This is a genomic window from Cupriavidus sp. SW-Y-13 (assembly GCF_009793345.1).
GTDB lineage: Bacteria > Pseudomonadota > Gammaproteobacteria > Burkholderiales > Burkholderiaceae > Cupriavidus.
Genome location: NZ_WHLX01000005.1, coordinates 186,893 through 204,771, shown reverse-complemented (window position 1 = coordinate 204,771; position 17,879 = coordinate 186,893). Strand labels below are relative to the sequence as shown.

Sequence of the window (17,879 nt, the reverse complement as noted above, 5' to 3'; positions counted from 1 at the left end):
GTTGGCGCATTCGCGCTGCACGTGGCTTGGGAGCAGTGGGAGTCTTACTTCTTCGACATTTGAAGGATTCTGAGCACGATGAGTGCGAAGGCAGTCGCGACGATGGCCGTCACCGCATGGCCCATGCCGGCGGCCACGCCGATCGCGGCAGCAATCCAGATGCTCGCGGCAGTTGTGAGCCCCCTGACGTGTGTCTCATTGTCCGGCTTCAGGATCGCCCCTGCACAAAGGAATCCGATGCCTGACGTGAGACCCTGAAGCACGCGGCTCATGTCGGCAAGCTGCACGCCCGCCTGGAGGGGAACCACGACAAAAACGCATGCCCCCAGCGCGACGAGCATGTGAGTGCGCACGCCTGCGGATTTTCCCGAGCTCTCCCGCTCGTACCCCAGCAAGCCCCCCAAAACGATAGAGACGGTCATTCGAACGACGGCACGTACTGCCTCGGCAGCATTAGCGAGATCGGAGAATTCCGAGCTCAATGTGCGGATGATGTCGTTCATTGCGGAGCGTCTCTGGGTGTGTCCTGAAAATGGCCAAGACAGTCTATGTCGCAGAAGATGACTGTCAGATTGCCGAGCTATGACACAACCGGATTCGCTGGCCCGGGGGCAAGATTAACAACGTATTACATTTCGGCAATAAAGCCTGACAACGGAAGGGCAACCTTAGAATGCCGGCCATTAGTGCTCGTTTTCGCGCCAGTGTGTCCACTCGAAGTGCGCGACATTCTCCTCCAGCCCCCGAACCGCATGACCGATTCTTCAATCTCCCCGTCCCAACCCGCTGGTCTCTCGAGGGCGCTGGACAATTTCCTGACACGCCACCGCATCGGCGTTTGGCGTGTTGTCGTAACGTTTGTCCTGGCAAGTCTGGTCTTTGGCCATTCTCGCTGGGACGGTACCTGGGTGTCGCCGCTGCTGCTGACGCTGGGGATGTTGGGGGTGAGCCTGGCCACGGTCGGGCGGCTCTGGTGCGCGTTGTACATTTCCGGGCGCAAGAACAATACCTTGGTGACCTCGGGTCCATATTCACTGTGTCGCCATCCGCTCTATGTCTGCAACTTGCTAGGCATTATCGGACTAGGGGCGATGACCGAGTCGCTGGCGGTTACCGCAGTCCTGGCGCTCGCATTTGCGCTGATGTACCCGGCTGTCATCCGGACGGAAGACCGCTTTCTGGCTTCCGCCTTCCCGGAATTCGCCGAATACGCACGCCGTACACCAGCGTTCTTTCCCCGTCTGTCGCTGTATAGGGGGGAGTCGACATGGACGGTCCATGTGTCTTCCTTTCAACGCAATATTGCGGACTCGGTCTGGTTTCTCGGCCTGTCGGTGGTCGTGGAGTCGTTTGATTTGTTCCATGACGCCGGCGTCCTCCGGGCGGTCGTGACGCTTGCCTGATGCGGGCAACTCCGCATACACGTACAGCCATGCACTACGCTCACGTCTCCGATTCTGTTGTCGAGAGCATGCTCGTGATGCTGGTCGGCCTGATCGTCCTGTATGTGGGGTTCGCTGTCTATTTGCGGTGGAAGCATGGGCCCGCCCCCAAGCGTAAGACTGATGAGGGGCGAAAGCGGCACCCCAAAACGAGCAGGCGAAAGCGATAATCGTAATCTGCTCTTAATGCTGGTGATCGAGGATTCATGTAAACTTCGGCGACGGCCCAGCCGTTAGTACTTTAACCCCAAGCCCCCCGCACAGTCTCCCAAGGAATGCGACGTTTCGTTCTGATCTTCGTGCTGCTCATTTTGCCGTTCCAGTTTTCCTGGGCGGCAGCGGCACGCTATTGTCAGCACGAGAAAGCCACGGCCACTTGGCACCTTGGGCACCACGAGCATCGTCATCAGCAGCCGGAAGGTAAAACGGATGCCGAGAAAAAGCCATTCGTGGATACAGACTGCGGGGTATGCCATCTGGTCTCCCTCCCGTTCGTCTATGGACAGACGCAGGACGTGTTGATAGCGAATCGGGTAGAAGTGACCGATACTCAACATGCGTCCGAGTTCTCGTCTCTGAATGCCAGGGCTCCCGACCGTCCTCAGTGGCAGCGTCTCGCTTGATCGGCGAGACGACGACTCTTTTTCTCCTTTCGTCTCTCGCCGAATTCTCCTGGTCACATACCTTGGTGCAATTCGATGCGAAGACTATTTCTGCCGCTCGGGCTGGCGGTAGCATTTCTCAGCCCAAACTTTGCCGTAGCGCAATCTGACACCGGCACGTCCATGGTGCCCGTCTTCCCAAGGGAAGCGGCGGGACCGTTGACCCTCGAGGCCGCGTTGTCGCTGGCGGCAGGAAGCAATTTCAACCTGTCCGCCGCCGCCAAGGAACTCGATTCCACAGAAGGTGGGATCATGCAGGCCCGGGTTATTCCGAACCCGGAACTCCAGACGCTGGTCGAGGACACGCGGAAATCCACCCGTACATCCACCGCCCAGATGAATATCCCCATCGAACTGGGCGGCAAGCGCTCGGCTCGTATCAATGCCGCGGAAAGGACGCGCGAACTGGCGCAGGCAACGCTGGCTGGCGTTCGCGGTGACATTCGGGCGCAGGTAATCGAGAGCTTTTTTTCCGTCTTGATCGCACAGGAACGCGTCAAGCTGGCAACTGGCTCCGCGGATATCGCTGCGAGGGGCGCGCAAGCCGCTTCACGCCGCGTCGCGGCCGGCAAGATCTCCCCGGTTGACGAAACTAAGGCACGTGTCGAACAGGCCAACGCCGAACTTGAATTGGCCGAAGCAACGGCGAGCCTGCAGTCCGCCCGTCAGGCGTTGACGGCGTTGTGGGGCAATGCATCGCCGCAGTTTGCCGAAGCACAGGGCAATCTGGACGCGCTGCCATCCAGGCCGGCGCCTGAACTCCTTCAGAAGGAGCTGGAAAACTCACCGCTGGTGGCCGCAAGCCGCGCTGAACTTGACCGCCGCCAGGCATTGGTGGGCGTTGAGCGCAGCCGCCAGTATCCGGATCTGACAGTCAGTCTGGGTGCCAAGCGAGATACAGAAGCCAACCGCAACATGGCGGTGATCGGTGTGGCGATCCCGTTGCCGATTTTTGACCGGAATCAGGGCAACTTGTATTCGGCCATTCGCCAGGCGGACAAGGCCCAGGATGAATATCTGGCCAATCGCATCAGCCTGACCCGAAATCTCCTGATGGCATCGAACCAGCTGTCGGTATCGCGCGCCTCGGCACAAACGCTGAAGCAGACCGTCTTGCCAGGCGCCGAGCAAGCCTTCAACGCGGCGACCATTGGCTTCGAGGCCGGCAAGTTCAATTATCTGGACGTCCTGGATGCCCAGCGCACGCTGTTCCAGGCACGCATCCGCTATCTCGGCGTGCTTGGACAAACCTATCAGGCGGCGACCACGATCGATCGCATTCTGGGACGTTAAGACGGGATTCATAAAACATGGCTATTTCGAACAAACAAAAGGCTGCCATTGCGGCCATCGTACTGGTGGGCGGCGTCGCGACTGGTGGCGTTCTGCTGAGCGGGCGCTCTGCGCCGGAAGAGCAGGGTGGGCACTCGGAATCCAAGGGGCATGGCGACACCGAGCACCATGGCAAGCAGGCGGCGGAAGCCGACCACAAGGATGACAAGTCACACGGCGACGGCGAGCATCACGAGGTCAAGAAGGGCCCCAATGGTGGCGCGCTCTTTTCGCGTGATGGCTATGACGTCGAAATTGGCACGGCCGAATCCAAGGGCGAGGCCCGTATTCGGCTCTGGGTTAGCAAGTCTGGGAAGGCGGTGGCAAATGGCGTGGCAGCGACAGGCCAGCTCGTGCGGGCTACGGGCGAGTCTCAAGCGCTCAAGTTCGTGGTGTCTGGCGACGCGCTGGAAAGCCAACAGCCAGTTGCCGAGCCCCATGTCTTTGACGTGACCGCAAATGTGACCTTGCCCGGTTCGTCTTCGCCACTCGCCGTGCGGCTCTCGAAAGAGGAAGGCAAGATTGAGTTGACAGCGGACCAGCTGGCCAAGACAGGGGTAGTGGTTCAAACCGCGGGCTCGGCAAAGGTCCAGGCTGGCGTCCAGTTCCCCGGCGAAATCCGTTTCAACGAAGACAAGACAGCCCACGTGGTGCCGCGACTGGCTGGCGTCGTAGAGAGCGTTCCGGCCAATATTGGGCAACAGGTTAAGAAGGGACAGGTTCTCGCGGTCATCGCGAGCACCGGACTTTCTGACCAGCGCAGCGAACTGCTCGCAGCACAGAAACGTCTGGATCTGGCGCGTGTCACTTATGACCGCGAGAAGAAGCTCTGGGAACAGAAGATCTCTGCGGAGCAAGATTATCTGAGCGCCCGCAACGCGCTGCAGGAAGCGCAGATCAGTGTCCAGAACGCGCAGCAGAAGCTGACCGCCATTGGCGCCAGCAACAGCTCGACGGCACTCAATCGCTACGAGCTGCGCGCACCGTTCGACGGCATGATCGTTGAAAAGCATATCTCGCTTGGGGAAGCGGTGGCGGACAACGCCAACGTGTTCACGCTGTCGGATCTGTCGTCCGTCTGGGCCGAGTTCGTGGTGTCTGCCAAGGATGTCGAGCGGGTGCGCATCGGCGAAAAGGCGTCGATCAATTCGGCATCGTCCGATGTGAAGGCAGATGGCACCGTTTCATACGTGGGTTCGCTGCTGGGCGAGCAGACGCGGACGGCGAAGGCCCGCGTAACATTGACCAATCCACAGATGGCTTGGCGACCGGGTCTCTTCGTCACGGTCGACGTATTCGGTGCTGATGTCGAGGTGCCCGTTGCGGTGAAGACCGAGGCCGTCCAGGACGTCAATGGCGAGAGCGTAGTCTTTGTCGCGGTTCAAGGTGGATTCGTGCCGCAGCCGGTGAAGGTCGGCCGGACAAACGGCAAGGTCATCGAGATTGTCGAGGGCCTGAAGCCGGGCGCACGTTACGCCGCCGCCAACAGTTTTGTTCTGAAGGCCGAACTTGGCAAATCCAGCGCCGAACACGGCCATTGATACGGGGGAAACAGCAATGTTTGAACGTATCATTAGTTTCGCCATCCAGCAGCGATGGCTGGTCCTGCTCGCCGTGTTTGGAATGGCCGGGTTAGGGATTTTCAGCTACAACCGACTACCGATCGACGCGGTCCCTGACATTACCAACGTTCAGGTTCAGGTCAATACCTCGGCACCAGGCTATTCACCGCTCGAAACCGAACAGCGTGTTACGTATCCGATCGAGGTCGTGATGGCCGGCCTGCCGGGACTCGAACAGACGCGTTCCCTGTCCCGCTATGGCTTGTCGCAGGTGACGGTCATCTTCAAGGATGGCACGGACGTCTATTTCGCGCGCCAACTCGTCAACCAGCGCATCCAGGAAGCCAAGGACAATCTGCCTGAAGGCGTTGTGCCGGCGATGGGGCCTATTTCGACCGGCCTCGGGGAGATCTATCTATGGACCGTTGAAGCCGAAGAGGGTGCTCGCAAAGCTGACGGGACTGCCTATACGCCGACAGATTTGCGCGAAATCCAGGATTGGGTGGTACGGCCGCAACTGCGTAACGTGCCCGGTGTCACCGAGATCAATACTATCGGTGGTTTCAACAAGCAGTACCTGGTCGCGCCGAGTCTTGAACGGCTAGCGTCGTACGGGCTGACGCTGACCGACGTCGTCAATGCGCTGAACAAGAACAACGACAACGTGGGTGCGGGCTACATCGAGCGTAGGGGCGAGCAGTATCTGGTTCGTGCGCCGGGTCAGGTTGCGTCCGAAGACGACATCCGCAACATTATTGTCGGTACAGCGCAGGGGCAGCCGATCCGCATTCGCGACATCGGGGATGTGGAGATTGGCAAGGAACTGCGTACCGGTGCGGCAACCGAGAATGGCAAGGAAGTTGTGCTGGGCACGGTATTCATGCTCATCGGCGAAAACAGCCGGGCTGTGTCAAAAGCGGTCGATGAAAAGGTCGCTTCCATTAACCGTACGATGCCGGAAGGTGTGAAGATCGTAACGGTATACGACCGGACACGTCTGGTCGACAAGGCCATTGCGACCGTCAAGAAGAACCTTCTTGAAGGCGCGGTGCTCGTCATCGTAATTCTGTTCCTTTTCCTGGGTAACATCCGCGCGGCGCTGATTACCGCGACGATCATTCCGCTGGCGATGTTGTTCACCTTCACGGGGATGGTGAACTACAAGATCAGTGCGAACCTGATGAGCTTGGGCGCGCTCGACTTCGGCATCATCATCGATGGCGCGGTGGTGATTGTCGAAAACTGTGTGAGGCGACTGGCGCATGCGCAGGAACACCATGGCCGGCCATTGACGCGCTCCGAGCGGTTCCATGAGGTGTTTGCCGCAGCGAAGGAGGCGCGTCGCCCACTGATCTTCGGTCAGCTCATCATTATGATCGTCTACCTGCCGATCTTTGCGCTGACGGGGGTGGAAGGCAAGATGTTCCACCCGATGGCGTTCACGGTCGTCCTGGCGCTGCTGGGCGCGATGATTCTGTCCGTGACGTTCGTTCCGGCTGCGGTCGCCTTGTTCATCGGCGAACGGGTGGCCGAGAAAGAAAATCGTCTCATGCTCTGGGCGAAGCGTCGCTACGAGCCGCTGCTGGAAAAGTCGCTCGCGAACACGGCCGTTGTATTGACGTTTGCCGCGGTGTCAATTGTTCTGTGCGTGGCCATTGCGGCCCGCCTGGGCAGCGAGTTCATCCCCAATCTGAACGAAGGCGACATTGCCATCCAGGCGCTGCGCATTCCTGGCACGAGCCTGTCGCAGTCCGTGGAGATGCAGAAGACGATCGAGACGACCCTCAAGGCAAAATTCCCCGAAATCGAGCGCGTGTTTGCGCGGACAGGTACGGCGGAGATTGCATCCGATCCGATGCCGCCGAATATTTCGGATGGCTACATCATGCTCAAGCCTGAGAAGGATTGGCCAGAGCCGAAGAAAACACATGCCGAACTGCTGTCCGCCATCCAGGAGGAAGCCGGCAAGATCCCCGGGAACAACTACGAGTTCTCCCAACCGATCCAGCTGCGGTTCAACGAGCTGATCTCCGGGGTCCGCTCGGACGTCGCAGTCAAGATCTTCGGCGATGACAACAACGTGCTCAGCGAGACGGCGAAGAAGGTATCGGCCGTGCTGCAGGGCATCCCCGGCGCGCAGGAGGTGAAGGTAGAACAGACCACCGGCTTGCCGATGCTGACGGTCAAGATCGATCGGGAGAAGGCGGCGCGATACGGGCTTAACATGAGCGACGTGCAAGACGCGGTGGCAACGGGCGTCGGAGGCCGTGATTCCGGAACCTTCTTCCAGGGCGATCGTCGTTTCGATATCGTGGTCCGCCTGCCCGAAGCTGTGCGCGGCGAGGTCGAGGCTCTGCGCCGATTGCCGATTCCGTTGCCAAAAGGAGTGGACGCGAGAACGACGTTTATCCCATTGAGCGAGGTGGCGACGCTGGAAATGGCGCCCGGCCCGAACCAGATCTCGCGCGAGAACGGCAAGCGCCGCATCGTGATCAGTGCCAACGTTCGTGGACGTGATATTGGTTCATTCGTGCCCGAGGCGGAAGCGGCTATCCAAAGCCAGGTCAAGATCCCGGCTGGCTACTGGATGACATGGGGTGGCACCTTTGAGCAACTGCAGTCCGCCACCACCCGCCTGCAGGTGGTAGTGCCGGTGGCGCTGTTGCTGGTCTTCGTACTGTTGTTTGCGATGTTCAACAACATCAAGGATGGCTTGCTAGTCTTCACGGGCATTCCCTTTGCGCTGACTGGCGGGATTCTTGCCCTGTGGATACGCGGCATTCCGATGTCCATTACTGCAGCGGTGGGCTTCATCGCGCTGTGCGGGGTGGCGGTGCTCAATGGTCTGGTGATGCTGTCGTTTATCCGATCGCTGCGCGAAGAAGGGCATTCCCTCGACAGCGCGGTCCGAGTTGGCGCCCTGACGCGACTGCGTCCGGTGCTGATGACGGCCCTGGTGGCATCCCTGGGTTTCGTGCCGATGGCCATCGCCACCGGTACGGGCGCTGAGGTGCAACGTCCCCTCGCAACGGTGGTAATCGGTGGCATCTTGTCGTCCACGGCGCTGACCCTACTGGTGTTGCCGGTGCTCTATCGACTTGCTCACCGCAAGGATGAGGACGCGGAAGATACTCGCGAGCCAGTCACTCAGACGCATCAACCGGATCAAGGCCGCCAGCCTGCATGACGTAAATCCTTGGGCGGTCATCGTACCGCCCAATTTTTATAGGAGTTTCTATGGGCGCAGGTCACTCACACGACCATCCCGGTGGCAACGAGCGATCGCTCAAGATCGCCCTTGCGCTGACCGGTACGTTCCTGATTGCCGAAGTGGTCGGTGGTGTCATGACGAAGAGCCTGGCGTTGATCTCCGACGCCGCGCACATGCTCACGGACACCGTCGCACTGGCCATCGCACTGGCTGCTATTGCGATCGCCAAGCGACCCGCGGACAAGAAGCGGACATTTGGCTACTACCGTTTTGAGATTCTTGCCGCGGCCTTTAACGCATTGCTGCTGTTCGGTGTGGCTATCTACATCCTGTACGAAGCCTACCTGCGGCTGAAATCGCCACCTCAGATTGAGTCAACCGGCATGTTCGTCGTGGCTGTGCTGGGCCTGATCATCAATCTCATCAGCATGCGCATGCTGTCCTCCGGGCAAAGCAGCAGCCTGAACGTGAAGGGTGCTTATCTGGAAGTCTGGAGCGATCTGCTCGGGTCGGTTGGCGTCATCGCCGGTGCGATCATCATCCGCTTCACGGGCTGGGCGTGGGTCGACTCCGCCATTGCGGTGCTGATCGGCCTCTGGGTACTGCCTCGCACGTGGATCCTGCTGAAGTCGAGCCTGAATGTGCTGCTCGAAGGCGTACCCGATGACGTGGATCTGGCAGAGGTTGAGAAGCAAATTCTGGCGACGCCCGGGGTAAAAAGCTTCCATGACCTCCACATCTGGGCACTTACCAGCGGCAAGGCGAGCTTGACGGTTCATGTCGTGAATGACACGGCCGTCAACCCGGAAATGGAAGTGCTACCGGAATTGAAGCAGATGCTGGCTGACAAATTCGATATCACGCACGTGACCATTCAGTTCGAACTGGCACCATGCGAACAAGCGGATGCAGCTCAGCATTTCAATGCATCGCCAGCACTGGTCGGATCGAAGTCGCTTGCTGCAGGAGGAAACTAAGGTGCGGGTACTTGTTGTAGAAGACGAACCGCGTACTGCGGAGTATTTGCAGAAGGGATTGTCGGAGTCGGGTTTCGTGGTCGACATCGCGAACAATGGTGGCGATGGGCTCCACATGGCGGAAGAGACCGACTACGACGTCATCATCCTGGACGTCATGCTGCCAGGTATGGACGGGTGGACGGTCATCAAGTCCATTCGATCCAAGTCCGAGACACCCGTACTGTTTCTGACGGCGCTGGATGATGTGGCGGATCGTGTCAGAGGCTTCGAGTTGGGGGCAGACGATTACCTGGTCAAGCCCTTCGCCTTTGCCGAGCTCCTTGCCCGTATCCGGCGTTGCTTGCGCCAAAGCACCTCGAAGGAGTCCGAGCGATTGCGCATTGCCGATCTGGACATCGACGTGCTTGGAAGGCGGGTATTCCGGGGAACTACCCGCATTGAATTGACGAATCAGGAGTTCTCGCTGTTGCACCTGCTCATGCGCCGGAGAGGGGAGGTGCTGTCGCGAACCACGATCGCGTCCCAGGTCTGGGACGTCAACTTCGACACGGATACCAATGTCGTTGACGTCGCGATCCGGCGCCTGAGATCCAAGGTGGATGATCCCTTCGATCAAAAGCTGATCCATACCGTACGGGGAATGGGCTATGTCCTCGACCCAGAGCGCGGCCGGTGACGGAATGAGGCCCGGGACTTCGATAACCCCGCTGTCACTGACGAGGCGGCTTGGGCTCTTCTTTGCATTGGTACTGTCTATCGCGCTGGCCAGCATGGGCGCCTTTGCTTACTACTCGCTCGCCGCGCAACTCGAGGCCAGAGACGATGAGGTTGTAAAGGGAAAACTCGAACAGGTCGAGCATTTCTTGCGCGAGGTGGACGGGGTGCAGGGCGTCCCGGCGGCGCAGCATCGCTTCGATGATCTGGTGCGAGGTTACTCGGACCTCATCGTTCGCGTCACGGCGCTGGATGGCCGGCTTTTGTTTCGCACGGGCAACGATGCATTGCTGGAAGGCACTGACCAAGCGGCGGTCACGGGAAAGTCATCGCTCATGTTCCAGTCCGCCGATGCGGTGTTGGGGCGAGACGGTACGCGGGCGACGGTGTTCGTGGCGAAGTCTGGCGAGGACAGGAAGCAGGTGACTGCGCGATTCCGGACGACGCTCGTGCTTGGTACCACCGTCGGTGTGATATTGACGGCCCTGGTGGGGGCGGCCATTACGCGCCGTGAGCTGGAGCCGGCGCACGTACTTATCAAGCAGATCAACCGGATCAGTGTGGAACGGCTGAGCTACCGGGTGGACATGCCACCCAAGCCCACCGAAGTGCGTGATATCGCCTCTGCGTTCAATGCGATGCTGCAACGCCTCGAGGATGGTTATCAGAAGCTGTCGCGGTTCTCCGCCGATCTTGCCCATGATTTGCGCACGCCGCTTAACAACCTCATTGGACATGCCGAGGTCGCCTTGTCACGAGACCGCACCGGGCCCGAGTATGTCGCCTTGGTGGAGGAAAGCCTGGTCGAATACCAGCGACTTGCGAGGATGATCGATGCGATGTTGTTCCTCGCGCGAGCTGACAGTGCCAATGTGGCGCTCGAGTTGACGGAACTCCAGTTGAATGCAGAACTTCGCAAGTTGTCCGCCTACTTTTCGGTGCTTGCAGAGGAGCGAAGCGTCGTAATCAGGGTAAGCGGGGATGCCACCCTGGTCGCTGATGCCATTCTGTTCCAGCGTGCGATCAACAATGTTCTGTCAAATGCGGTCCGTCATGCGTGGCCGAATTCGATGATAGATCTGGTGGTGCGCCGCGAAGCGGCACATTGTTGCATCGACATCACGAACGTTGGAGACCCAATCCCGGAGCGGGAACTTTCCCTCATCTTTGATCGGTTCTTCCGTGGGGATAGGGCGAGATCCAACTCGTCACAGTCCACGGGGCTGGGCCTGGCCATCGTCCTGTCGATCATGGAGCTCCATGGCGGCGACGCGTCAGCCGTGAGCGGCTTGGATGGGAAGACACGCTTTACATTGCGCTTCCCGCTCAACGGTGCTGAAGCCTCAGCGCGGGTTTCGGTGGGTAGGCCGAGTCAGGACCGACCAGTCGTTGGGTAGAGTGGTGCAATGAGCCCGATTGCCTATTTGTAATCGCCGGGCAAGGCTGCAGCATGCGTACAATTTATACACTCGTTTTCATAGATCAACGAAGTCTCTAGAAAGGAGATGACTATGAAAACGAAGAAACACGCCTTGCTGTTTGCGGCGTTGCTGTTGGGTGGGATGTCGGCTTCGTATGCTTTGGAAATGACCGGGTTGAAACCGGGCGTGCCTGCGTCGACGGCGACGGCGCAGGCGATGGCGAAGCGTCACGCGACCTTGTATGGCGATCCAGCCGGCCAATCTCAGGCCAGTCGCATTATCGACGTGAAGCCAGGGATGCGGTATGTCAACGTGGACTCTGGCGAGACGGTGGCGTTTCGGGCCGGCGAGAAGATCGTCGCATGGACCTTCGCCCAGATGGTCAGGGATACGAGTGTGGACCTTGGCTTGTTGATGCCGGATCTGCCGGGTAGCGCTGGCGTGCGCGTCTATATTGATAGAAGCGACCTCTTCACAGGTGGCTGAACGTTGCTGAACCGGTGAACTACAGGCCCCGCACAATGCGGGGCCTTTTTCATCGTCATTGGCGTCGGTTCTGCCGCTTAGCAATACACGAGGCGATGGGAAGTTGTAGCACGCGCCACCGCATCATGAACGGCACCGGATTGACGCCGATGGAGGGAAAAAAAGCTTGCCCTCCGGGGAGGGCAAGCTTCGGAAGCTTTCGCCATCGGGATAAAGCGAAAGAGCACCAAGAGCCAAGCAACTGACGGGTGCCTGGCTCCCCCACAGAGGTCGGTCTGAGTTTCAGGGACGGCTTGCGTCAAATTCCGCGTGCGCCATCGGTGAACACATCACGCGGCCCAATACGCGAGCCGTCGGTAAATACGTCACGCTGGCCGAGGCGTGCGCCGTCGGTGAACACGTCGCGCTTGTCGATGCGTGCACCGCCGGCGTAAATGTCGTTGACTGCGGCGCGTCCGCCGTCGGTGTAGGGGTCGCGGGGACGGTGGATCTGGCCATCAGGGGTAGCAGCGATGGCGGAGCCGGCGGCAGCAATCGTGAGGGCAGCAGCAATCAGGGCAGTGTGAATCGTCTTCATGGAATCTCTCCGGAGTCAATGTTTGTGAGTCTCTAATCGCTCACCGTGTTCACAGTCTAGCTACCGGACCTGCTCCACTGAATTACCCGCGTATTACGATCCTGTCATAAAAAAATGCCTCCCGGTTGGGAGGCACAAACTCTCTTGAATTAACAAGAAAGTGTCGATTCTTTTGAGCTCGCTCAGAACTTGTGGCGTACGCCTACGACGACGCCGGTCTGATCCTTGCCAGGGACAACGTTGGTCGGGCTGCCGGTCGTCGAGTTGTAGCCGTTCATGCCCAGCTGCGAGTTGCCGCGGTTCAGTGCATAACCGACGTTCATATACACATCGGTACGCTTCGAGAAAGCGTAATCTGCCGAGGCAACGAACAGGAACGGGTCTGCGCCAGAATTGCGGCTGTCCGTGTAGTAGGCGGCGCCGGTCAGCGTCAGTGCGGGCGTCAGGCCATAGCGCAGGCCGGCCCAGTAAATGTTAGAACCGTTCGTCGGCAGCGCACCGACATTGCCGTTGTACCAGCGATAACCAATAAATGCCTTAGCCGGTCCGAAAGCGTAGCTCGCGCCAATTAGAGCGCGGCGGTCCTTGCGGTCGGCCGTGGCGACGGTGCTGCCCTGGATCTCGTCGTACACCGCGCCGACAGCGAGGGCGCCGGTTTCATACATGAGCGATACGCCCATGTTTCGATCGACCTTGTAGTTCCCCGGCACTTCGCCGCCGCCGGTGCGGCTAAAGCTGTAGAGGCCGGTGACCGTCAGGCCACTGAAGATGCCACGGTACTTGATAGCATTGTCAGCGCGACCCGCCAAGACGTCATCCATCTTGAAGAGCGAGTAGCGCGGCGCGAAGCCCATCGGGTCGAGTTGCAGCGTGGTGTCATACATTGGTGTCGTTTGACGACCCAACGTCAGTTGACCATATTTGCTACCCAATCCTACGAAGGCACTACGATCAAAAAGACGGGTGCTGTTGTTCTGTGCGCCGGTGTCGAACGAAATGCCGCTTTCCAATTCGAAGATGGCTTTCAGACCGCCGCCAAGGTCTTCGACGCCACGCAGGCCCCAACGCGACGTCGACATGTTGCCGGAGGTCATGCGAACCTGGTTCGAGCCACCGGGCGAAGCCGATGGGACGTTGCTCAGATACTCGATACCCGCGTCGGCCACACCATACAGCGTGACGCTCGATTGAGCGAATGCGGTTGTAGCGAACAGACCGAGGGATGCGACGGCAATGCGACTAATCTTCATGGATTCTCCTCATTAAGACCCGAAATTAATTTGGTGGGGGCGAGTATAGAAATCTGCAGATGACGGTCAGATTGCGAAGTAATTACGTGGGGTCACTTCGTCGCGTGATGACGACAAGGTGGAACGTACCGGGGTTATGTGGATTGACATGGCTTTCGCGCGGACGCGTCAACCTGTGTGCGCGCGAACATTGCGGGCCGGTAATGGGAAACTCACGAAAAGAGGTCGCTTCTCTCGAAGCAAGATCGACTGCCTTTGCAATACGCTGCGGGTTCCGATCTAGTTGGAGAGTAAGGATGGACACGCCATACGTCGCAAAATGGGCGCGTAGCGAAGACAGCGTTCATGAGCAAGCGCTGCGACTTCGCACACGGAGGTTCGAGCTGCTGTCTGCAAATATTGCAAATGCGGATACGCCGAACTACAAGGCGCGCGATATCGACTTCAGCGCCGAGTTGGATAGGGTGATGGGCAGTGGCCAGAATTTTGCGGGCATGACCATGACTTCGCCGCGACACATCGAGGCAAGCAAGCCCGCGCTGGAAGAGGATCTGATGTATCGCGTCCCCCTGCAGTCGAGTATGGACGGCAACACCGTGGAGATGGACGTCGAGCGTGTGGCGTTTGCAGAGAACGCGCTGCGGATGCGGTTCTCCATTCAAAAGACTGCCGACGAGTACAAGGACATGCTCAAGCTCTACCAGGACATGCGGCCCTAGCGGGGAAACCGCGACTACTGGCAGGGCGGCTTGGGTGCGGCGACAGCGCTGGACGCGTCTCTGGAAGACGGCTCCGGTGTGCTCGCTGCGGATTCCTGCTTCGACGGATGTTTGGCTGTGCGATGTCGCGGGTTGGCCGCCCAGGCAACCCGTTGGTCGCGGGAGGCGTATCCCGTGTCTGAATGTCCAATGGCGAGGGTGTGCCACTGGGTCGGCTTCTCGCTGAGTCGATCACCGGTCGCAGGAGCCGGCAAAGCGTAGGCCAGCAAGGCAGAGCATGCGACGGCGCTAATCATCTGTATGGTTCCTGGACGGATGACATGAGGATCCTGTCATCCGCAAGATAGTACGCTCAGATTGCGGGCACATTACCAACGCATTACGGCGGGGCATTGGGGCGCTGACTCGTTGAGCTTTGTTGTTGCAATGCGGGGCACACTAGTTGCTAATAGTGTGCAACGGCGTGAATGCCGATTCAGACTGACTGGAGCCCGCGACAATGACCGAAAAGCTGCGCCTGGACATTCCTGTCTTGCTTCCTGGCCTTCCCGATTCCTCTGATCCCTGTGTAGAACGGTTGCTGTCCGAACTGAGAGGGAAAGAGGGCGTCGAGGCGGCGCATATAAAAACTGCAAATGTTGATAGCGATTCACAGATATGTGTCCACTACGATCCCGCAGCGATTTCCCTTGCCCGCATCCGGGAGCTGGTGACAAGCACGGGTGCGGTGATTTCGTCGCGGTTTGGTCATGTGCTTTGGCAATTGAAGGGCGTCTGGCACGAACGACGAGCGCGAACCGTAGCTAGCCAACTGCGGGCCTTGCCCGGCGTCATCGAGGCCGAAGTCAGCGCCTCCGGCATAGCGCGCGTCGAATTCGACAACGATCGGATCTCCGCGGCAGGGATCGAGCAGGCCCTGTCAAAACGCGGGCTCGCGCCGGTTGAGATCGGTGCCCGGAAGAGCGGTCATGCAGACCATGAACACCGCGAAGGCGTCAAGGATCATGCACATGGGGAAGGCGAGGGGCATGAGGCCCACGCACACGGCAGCGTGTTTGGCCCGAATACTGAGCTAATCTTCTCCCTGATCTGTGGGGCCTTGCTTGGTCTCGGATTTGCCGTTGGTAAGCTGTTCGGCAGCCTGCCAGCATGGATTCCGGTTGCCTTCTTTGTCGGCGCGTATTTTTTTGGTGGTTTCTATACCGTTCGGGAAGCGATAGAGAACCTCCGGCTAAAGAAGTTCGAAATCGACACACTGATGCTGGTAGCCGCCGCAGGGGCGGCGGCGTTAGGCGCTTGGGCGGAAGGCGCGCTACTTCTCTTTTTGTTCAGTCTCGGCCACGGGCTCGAACACTACGCCATGGGGCGCGCCAAGCGGGCGATCGAAGCGTTGGCGGCGCTCGCACCGGCTACAGCAAGTGTGCGGCGTGAAGGCGAGGTACGAGAGGTCCCCGTCGAGGAATTGCAGGTGGGGGATGTGGTGGTGGTTCGGCCGAACGAACGCCTCCCCGCCGATGGTTTTCTGGTAAAGGGGGCTTCCGCAGTCAATCAAGCGCCGGTTACTGGCGAAAGCATCCCGGTCGACAAGCAGCCCGTGGATGACGCCGCCGCAGCCAGGAGGAAGCCCGATGCCGTAGGGGCCGTGTCCCGCGTGTTCGCCGGAACCATCAATGGCGCCGGCGCCATTGAAGTGGAAGTGACGCGCCTTTCCACGGACAGCGCCCTGGCGAAAGTCGTCAAGATGGTCAACGAGGCCGAAGCGCAAAAGTCACCGAGCCAGCGGTTCACTGAGAAGTTCGAACGGATCTTTGTTCCTGCAGTGCTTGTGCTGGCGGTATTGCTGCTGTTTGCAGGGCTAGTGATCAATGAGCCGTTCAGTGCGACCTTCTACCGCGCCATGGCGGTGCTGGTTGCCGCCAGCCCATGCGCGCTCGCCATCGCGACACCGAGCGCGGTGCTGTCGGGGGTAGCGCGCGCCGCTAGAGGGGGTGTACTGATCAAGGGCGGGGCGCCGCTCGAAAACCTGGGTTCACTGAAAGCCATTGCATTCGATAAGACGGGGACGCTGACGGAGGGGCGCCCCCGTATTACCGATGTGATGGTCGCCGAAGGAGTAGCTGAAGCGGAATTGTTGAGCGTAGCGGTCGCCGTGGAGTCGCTCAGCGACCACCCGTTGGCTGCGGCCATTGCCCGCGATGGCCGCAAGCGCCTGGAAGGCAGTTCCATCCCGGAAGCGTCTCATCTCCAAAGCTTGACCGGACGCGGGGTCACGGCGACGTTGTGCGGTAAGACCGTCTGGATTGGCAAGCCTGACATGTTCGGCGCCGACGGGATTGCACCGCTTAGCGAATCGATGGCGAGCGCAGTGCAGACGCTGCGCAGCACTGGCCGCACGACAATGATCGTCAGGCAGGGAGATCGGGACCTCGGCGCCATTGGGCTGATGGACACGCCGCGCGCCTCGGCGCGCGCTGCCCTCGAGGCACTGCGCAGGCTGGGTATCACACGCATGATCATGATCTCCGGCGATCACCAGCGCGCAGCCGAAGCCGTCGCCAAGGACGTAGGTATCGATGAAGCCTGGGGCGATCTGATGCCTGAGGACAAGGTCAAAGCCATCCAGACGTTGCGCGCGGAAGCCAAAGTGGCCATGGTCGGCGACGGCGTCAACGACGCGCCGGCAATGGCCAACGCCACGGTGGGCATCGCAATGGGTGCGGCAGGTTCAGATGTGGCACTGGAAACGGCGGATGTTGCGCTGATGGCCGACGACCTCCAACACCTGCCTTTTGTGGTCGGTTTAAGCCGACATACGCGGGCCATCATCCTTCAGAACGTGTATATCAGCCTCGGCGTCGTGGCGTTCCTTCTGCCAGCCACGATCCTCGGCCTCGGTATCGGGCCCGCCGTGGCCATGCATGAGGGGTCGACGCTGATCGTCGTGTTCAATGCGCTTCGACTGCTAGCCTATCGCGACAAATCCCCATGACGGGCCCCGGCCGCAATGATGGCGATGCCAGATGCGGCGGCAGCTATGGCCGCCGACTCATTTGGCGGCATTGCCGCAACTTCCACAGAACTTTGCGTCGCGTGGGAGTAAGGTGCCGCATCGACTGCACGGCGCCGGAGCCAGTGAACTGCCGCATTGCTGGCAGAAGCGCGCGCCCTGGGCGCTCACCGTGCCGCAGTTGGGGCAGTGGACGCCGGCGGGGCTTTGTGGTGGCAAAGGATTCCCATAGCCGTAGCTGCCGCCACCATCATGATGACCTCCTCGACGACCGTGCTCACTTCCGCCGCCGTGATGACCGCCGCTGTGACGGCCCATGAGCCTTTCCAAGAAACCCATCATTCCTCCTAAGTGGATGGATCGTCGCTGCGGCCCCGTGGTGTCGGGTGCTGCGACGACTTGCGCTGCTACGCGTCAGCCAATGCCTGTAGTAAATAGTCTGTAGTGACTACAGGGTCAATGGTCGGTGGATGCGAAGAACGGAATAAGTTGAATACGAGGCTCTTTCTTTCGAAA

At 59.6% G+C, this 17,879-nt stretch carries 15 protein-coding genes; 11 read left to right on the top strand and 4 right to left on the bottom strand.

Annotated elements, in window-relative coordinates:
- Positions 1–44: 44 nt before the first annotated feature.
- On the bottom strand, positions 45–503 hold the full coding sequence (locus GA566_RS32600; protein WP_004635330.1) for an MgtC/SapB family protein: 459 nt from the start codon (positions 501–503) through the stop codon (positions 45–47).
- 249 nt (positions 504–752) lie between these two features.
- Between GA566_RS32600 and czcN the strand changes: the two genes are divergently transcribed.
- The 9 genes from czcN (at position 753) to czcE (ending at position 11,810) form a co-directional block, all read left to right on the top strand.
- Positions 753–1,403 carry a heavy metal efflux RND transporter CzcN gene (czcN, locus tag GA566_RS32595; RefSeq protein ID WP_020206397.1) on the top strand — a complete coding sequence of 217 codons (651 nt, stop codon included), beginning with the start codon at positions 753–755 and terminating at the stop codon, positions 1,401–1,403.
- Between the two features lie 314 nt (positions 1,404–1,717).
- A complete protein-coding gene (czcI, locus tag GA566_RS32585) occupies positions 1,718–2,065 on the top strand; it encodes a CDF family cobalt-zinc-cadmium transporter CzcI (RefSeq protein WP_137924345.1) in 348 nt (115 codons plus the stop codon).
- A 75-nt stretch (positions 2,066–2,140) separates the two neighbouring features.
- Positions 2,141–3,397, top strand: a complete 1,257-nt coding sequence (czcC, locus tag GA566_RS32580; protein WP_024570390.1) for a heavy metal efflux RND transporter CzcC — start codon at positions 2,141–2,143, stop codon at positions 3,395–3,397.
- A gap of 17 nt (positions 3,398–3,414) precedes the next feature.
- Positions 3,415–4,977, top strand: coding sequence for a heavy metal efflux RND transporter CzcB (czcB, locus tag GA566_RS32575; protein WP_004635340.1), 1,563 nt, complete (start codon positions 3,415–3,417; stop codon positions 4,975–4,977).
- Between the two features lie 16 nt (positions 4,978–4,993).
- A complete protein-coding gene (czcA, locus tag GA566_RS32570) occupies positions 4,994–8,185 on the top strand; it encodes a heavy metal efflux RND transporter CzcA (protein WP_004635342.1) in 3,192 nt (1,063 codons plus the stop codon).
- Between the two features lie 50 nt (positions 8,186–8,235).
- A complete protein-coding gene (locus GA566_RS32565) occupies positions 8,236–9,186 on the top strand; it encodes a cation diffusion facilitator family transporter (protein WP_004635344.1) in 951 nt (316 codons plus the stop codon).
- A 1-nt stretch (position 9,187) separates the two neighbouring features.
- On the top strand, positions 9,188–9,865 hold the full coding sequence (gene czcR / locus GA566_RS32560) for a heavy metal homeostasis two-component system response regulator CzcR (RefSeq protein WP_008646724.1): 678 nt from the start codon (positions 9,188–9,190) through the stop codon (positions 9,863–9,865).
- Between the two features lie 4 nt (positions 9,866–9,869).
- Positions 9,870–11,300: a sensor histidine kinase CzcS gene (gene czcS / locus GA566_RS32555; RefSeq protein WP_011229349.1), complete on the top strand. Its 1,431-nt coding sequence runs from the start codon at positions 9,870–9,872 to the stop codon at positions 11,298–11,300.
- Between the two features lie 108 nt (positions 11,301–11,408).
- A complete protein-coding gene (gene czcE / locus GA566_RS32550) occupies positions 11,409–11,810 on the top strand; it encodes a copper-binding periplasmic protein CzcE (protein ID WP_011514820.1) in 402 nt (133 codons plus the stop codon).
- A gap of 298 nt (positions 11,811–12,108) precedes the next feature.
- Here czcE and GA566_RS32545 read toward each other — a convergent pair whose 3' ends face one another.
- Positions 12,109–12,387: a hypothetical protein gene (locus GA566_RS32545; protein WP_008646716.1), complete on the bottom strand. Its 279-nt coding sequence runs from the start codon at positions 12,385–12,387 to the stop codon at positions 12,109–12,111.
- 182 nt (positions 12,388–12,569) lie between these two features.
- Entirely contained in the window at positions 12,570–13,637 is a 1,068-nt protein-coding gene (locus GA566_RS32540; RefSeq protein ID WP_011229350.1) for a porin, read from the bottom strand.
- A gap of 296 nt (positions 13,638–13,933) precedes the next feature.
- Here GA566_RS32540 and flgB point away from each other — a divergent pair, with 296 nt between their 5' ends.
- Both flgB and GA566_RS32530 read left to right on the top strand, forming a co-directional pair.
- On the top strand, positions 13,934–14,356 hold the full coding sequence (gene flgB, locus GA566_RS32535) for a flagellar basal body rod protein FlgB (protein WP_008650726.1): 423 nt from the start codon (positions 13,934–13,936) through the stop codon (positions 14,354–14,356).
- 499 nt (positions 14,357–14,855) lie between these two features.
- Positions 14,856–17,345: a heavy metal translocating P-type ATPase gene (locus tag GA566_RS32530; RefSeq protein ID WP_011514822.1), complete on the top strand. Its 2,490-nt coding sequence runs from the start codon at positions 14,856–14,858 to the stop codon at positions 17,343–17,345.
- Between the two features lie 57 nt (positions 17,346–17,402).
- Here GA566_RS32530 and GA566_RS32525 read toward each other — a convergent pair whose 3' ends face one another.
- Positions 17,403–17,681: a zinc ribbon domain-containing protein gene (locus GA566_RS32525; protein ID WP_223277440.1), complete on the bottom strand. Its 279-nt coding sequence runs from the start codon at positions 17,679–17,681 to the stop codon at positions 17,403–17,405.
- Positions 17,682–17,879 lie beyond the last annotated feature (198 nt).

What these genes read in the sequence shown, in the direction of transcription:
- GA566_RS32540 (WP_011229350.1), bottom strand. Translation starts at nt 13,637, where the DNA reads ATGAAGATTAGTCGCATTGCCGTCGCATCCCTCGGTCTGTTCGCTACA.
- czcI (WP_137924345.1), top strand. Translation starts at nt 1,718, where the DNA reads ATGCGACGTTTCGTTCTGATCTTCGTGCTGCTCATTTTGCCGTTCCAG.
- czcA (WP_004635342.1), top strand. Translation starts at nt 4,994, where the DNA reads ATGTTTGAACGTATCATTAGTTTCGCCATCCAGCAGCGATGGCTGGTC.
- GA566_RS32600 (WP_004635330.1), bottom strand. Translation starts at nt 503, where the DNA reads ATGAACGACATCATCCGCACATTGAGCTCGGAATTCTCCGATCTCGCT.
- GA566_RS32565 (WP_004635344.1), top strand. Translation starts at nt 8,236, where the DNA reads ATGGGCGCAGGTCACTCACACGACCATCCCGGTGGCAACGAGCGATCG.
- flgB (WP_008650726.1), top strand. Translation starts at nt 13,934, where the DNA reads ATGGACACGCCATACGTCGCAAAATGGGCGCGTAGCGAAGACAGCGTT.
- czcS (WP_011229349.1), top strand. Translation starts at nt 9,870, where the DNA reads ATGAGGCCCGGGACTTCGATAACCCCGCTGTCACTGACGAGGCGGCTT.
- GA566_RS32545 (WP_008646716.1), bottom strand. Translation starts at nt 12,387, where the DNA reads ATGAAGACGATTCACACTGCCCTGATTGCTGCTGCCCTCACGATTGCT.
- czcC (WP_024570390.1), top strand. Translation starts at nt 2,141, where the DNA reads ATGCGAAGACTATTTCTGCCGCTCGGGCTGGCGGTAGCATTTCTCAGC.
- GA566_RS32525 (WP_223277440.1), bottom strand. Translation starts at nt 17,681, where the DNA reads ATGGGCCGTCACAGCGGCGGTCATCACGGCGGCGGAAGTGAGCACGGT.
- czcN (WP_020206397.1), top strand. Translation starts at nt 753, where the DNA reads ATGACCGATTCTTCAATCTCCCCGTCCCAACCCGCTGGTCTCTCGAGG.
- GA566_RS32530 (WP_011514822.1), top strand. Translation starts at nt 14,856, where the DNA reads ATGACCGAAAAGCTGCGCCTGGACATTCCTGTCTTGCTTCCTGGCCTT.
- czcE (WP_011514820.1), top strand. Translation starts at nt 11,409, where the DNA reads ATGACTATGAAAACGAAGAAACACGCCTTGCTGTTTGCGGCGTTGCTG.
- czcB (WP_004635340.1), top strand. Translation starts at nt 3,415, where the DNA reads ATGGCTATTTCGAACAAACAAAAGGCTGCCATTGCGGCCATCGTACTG.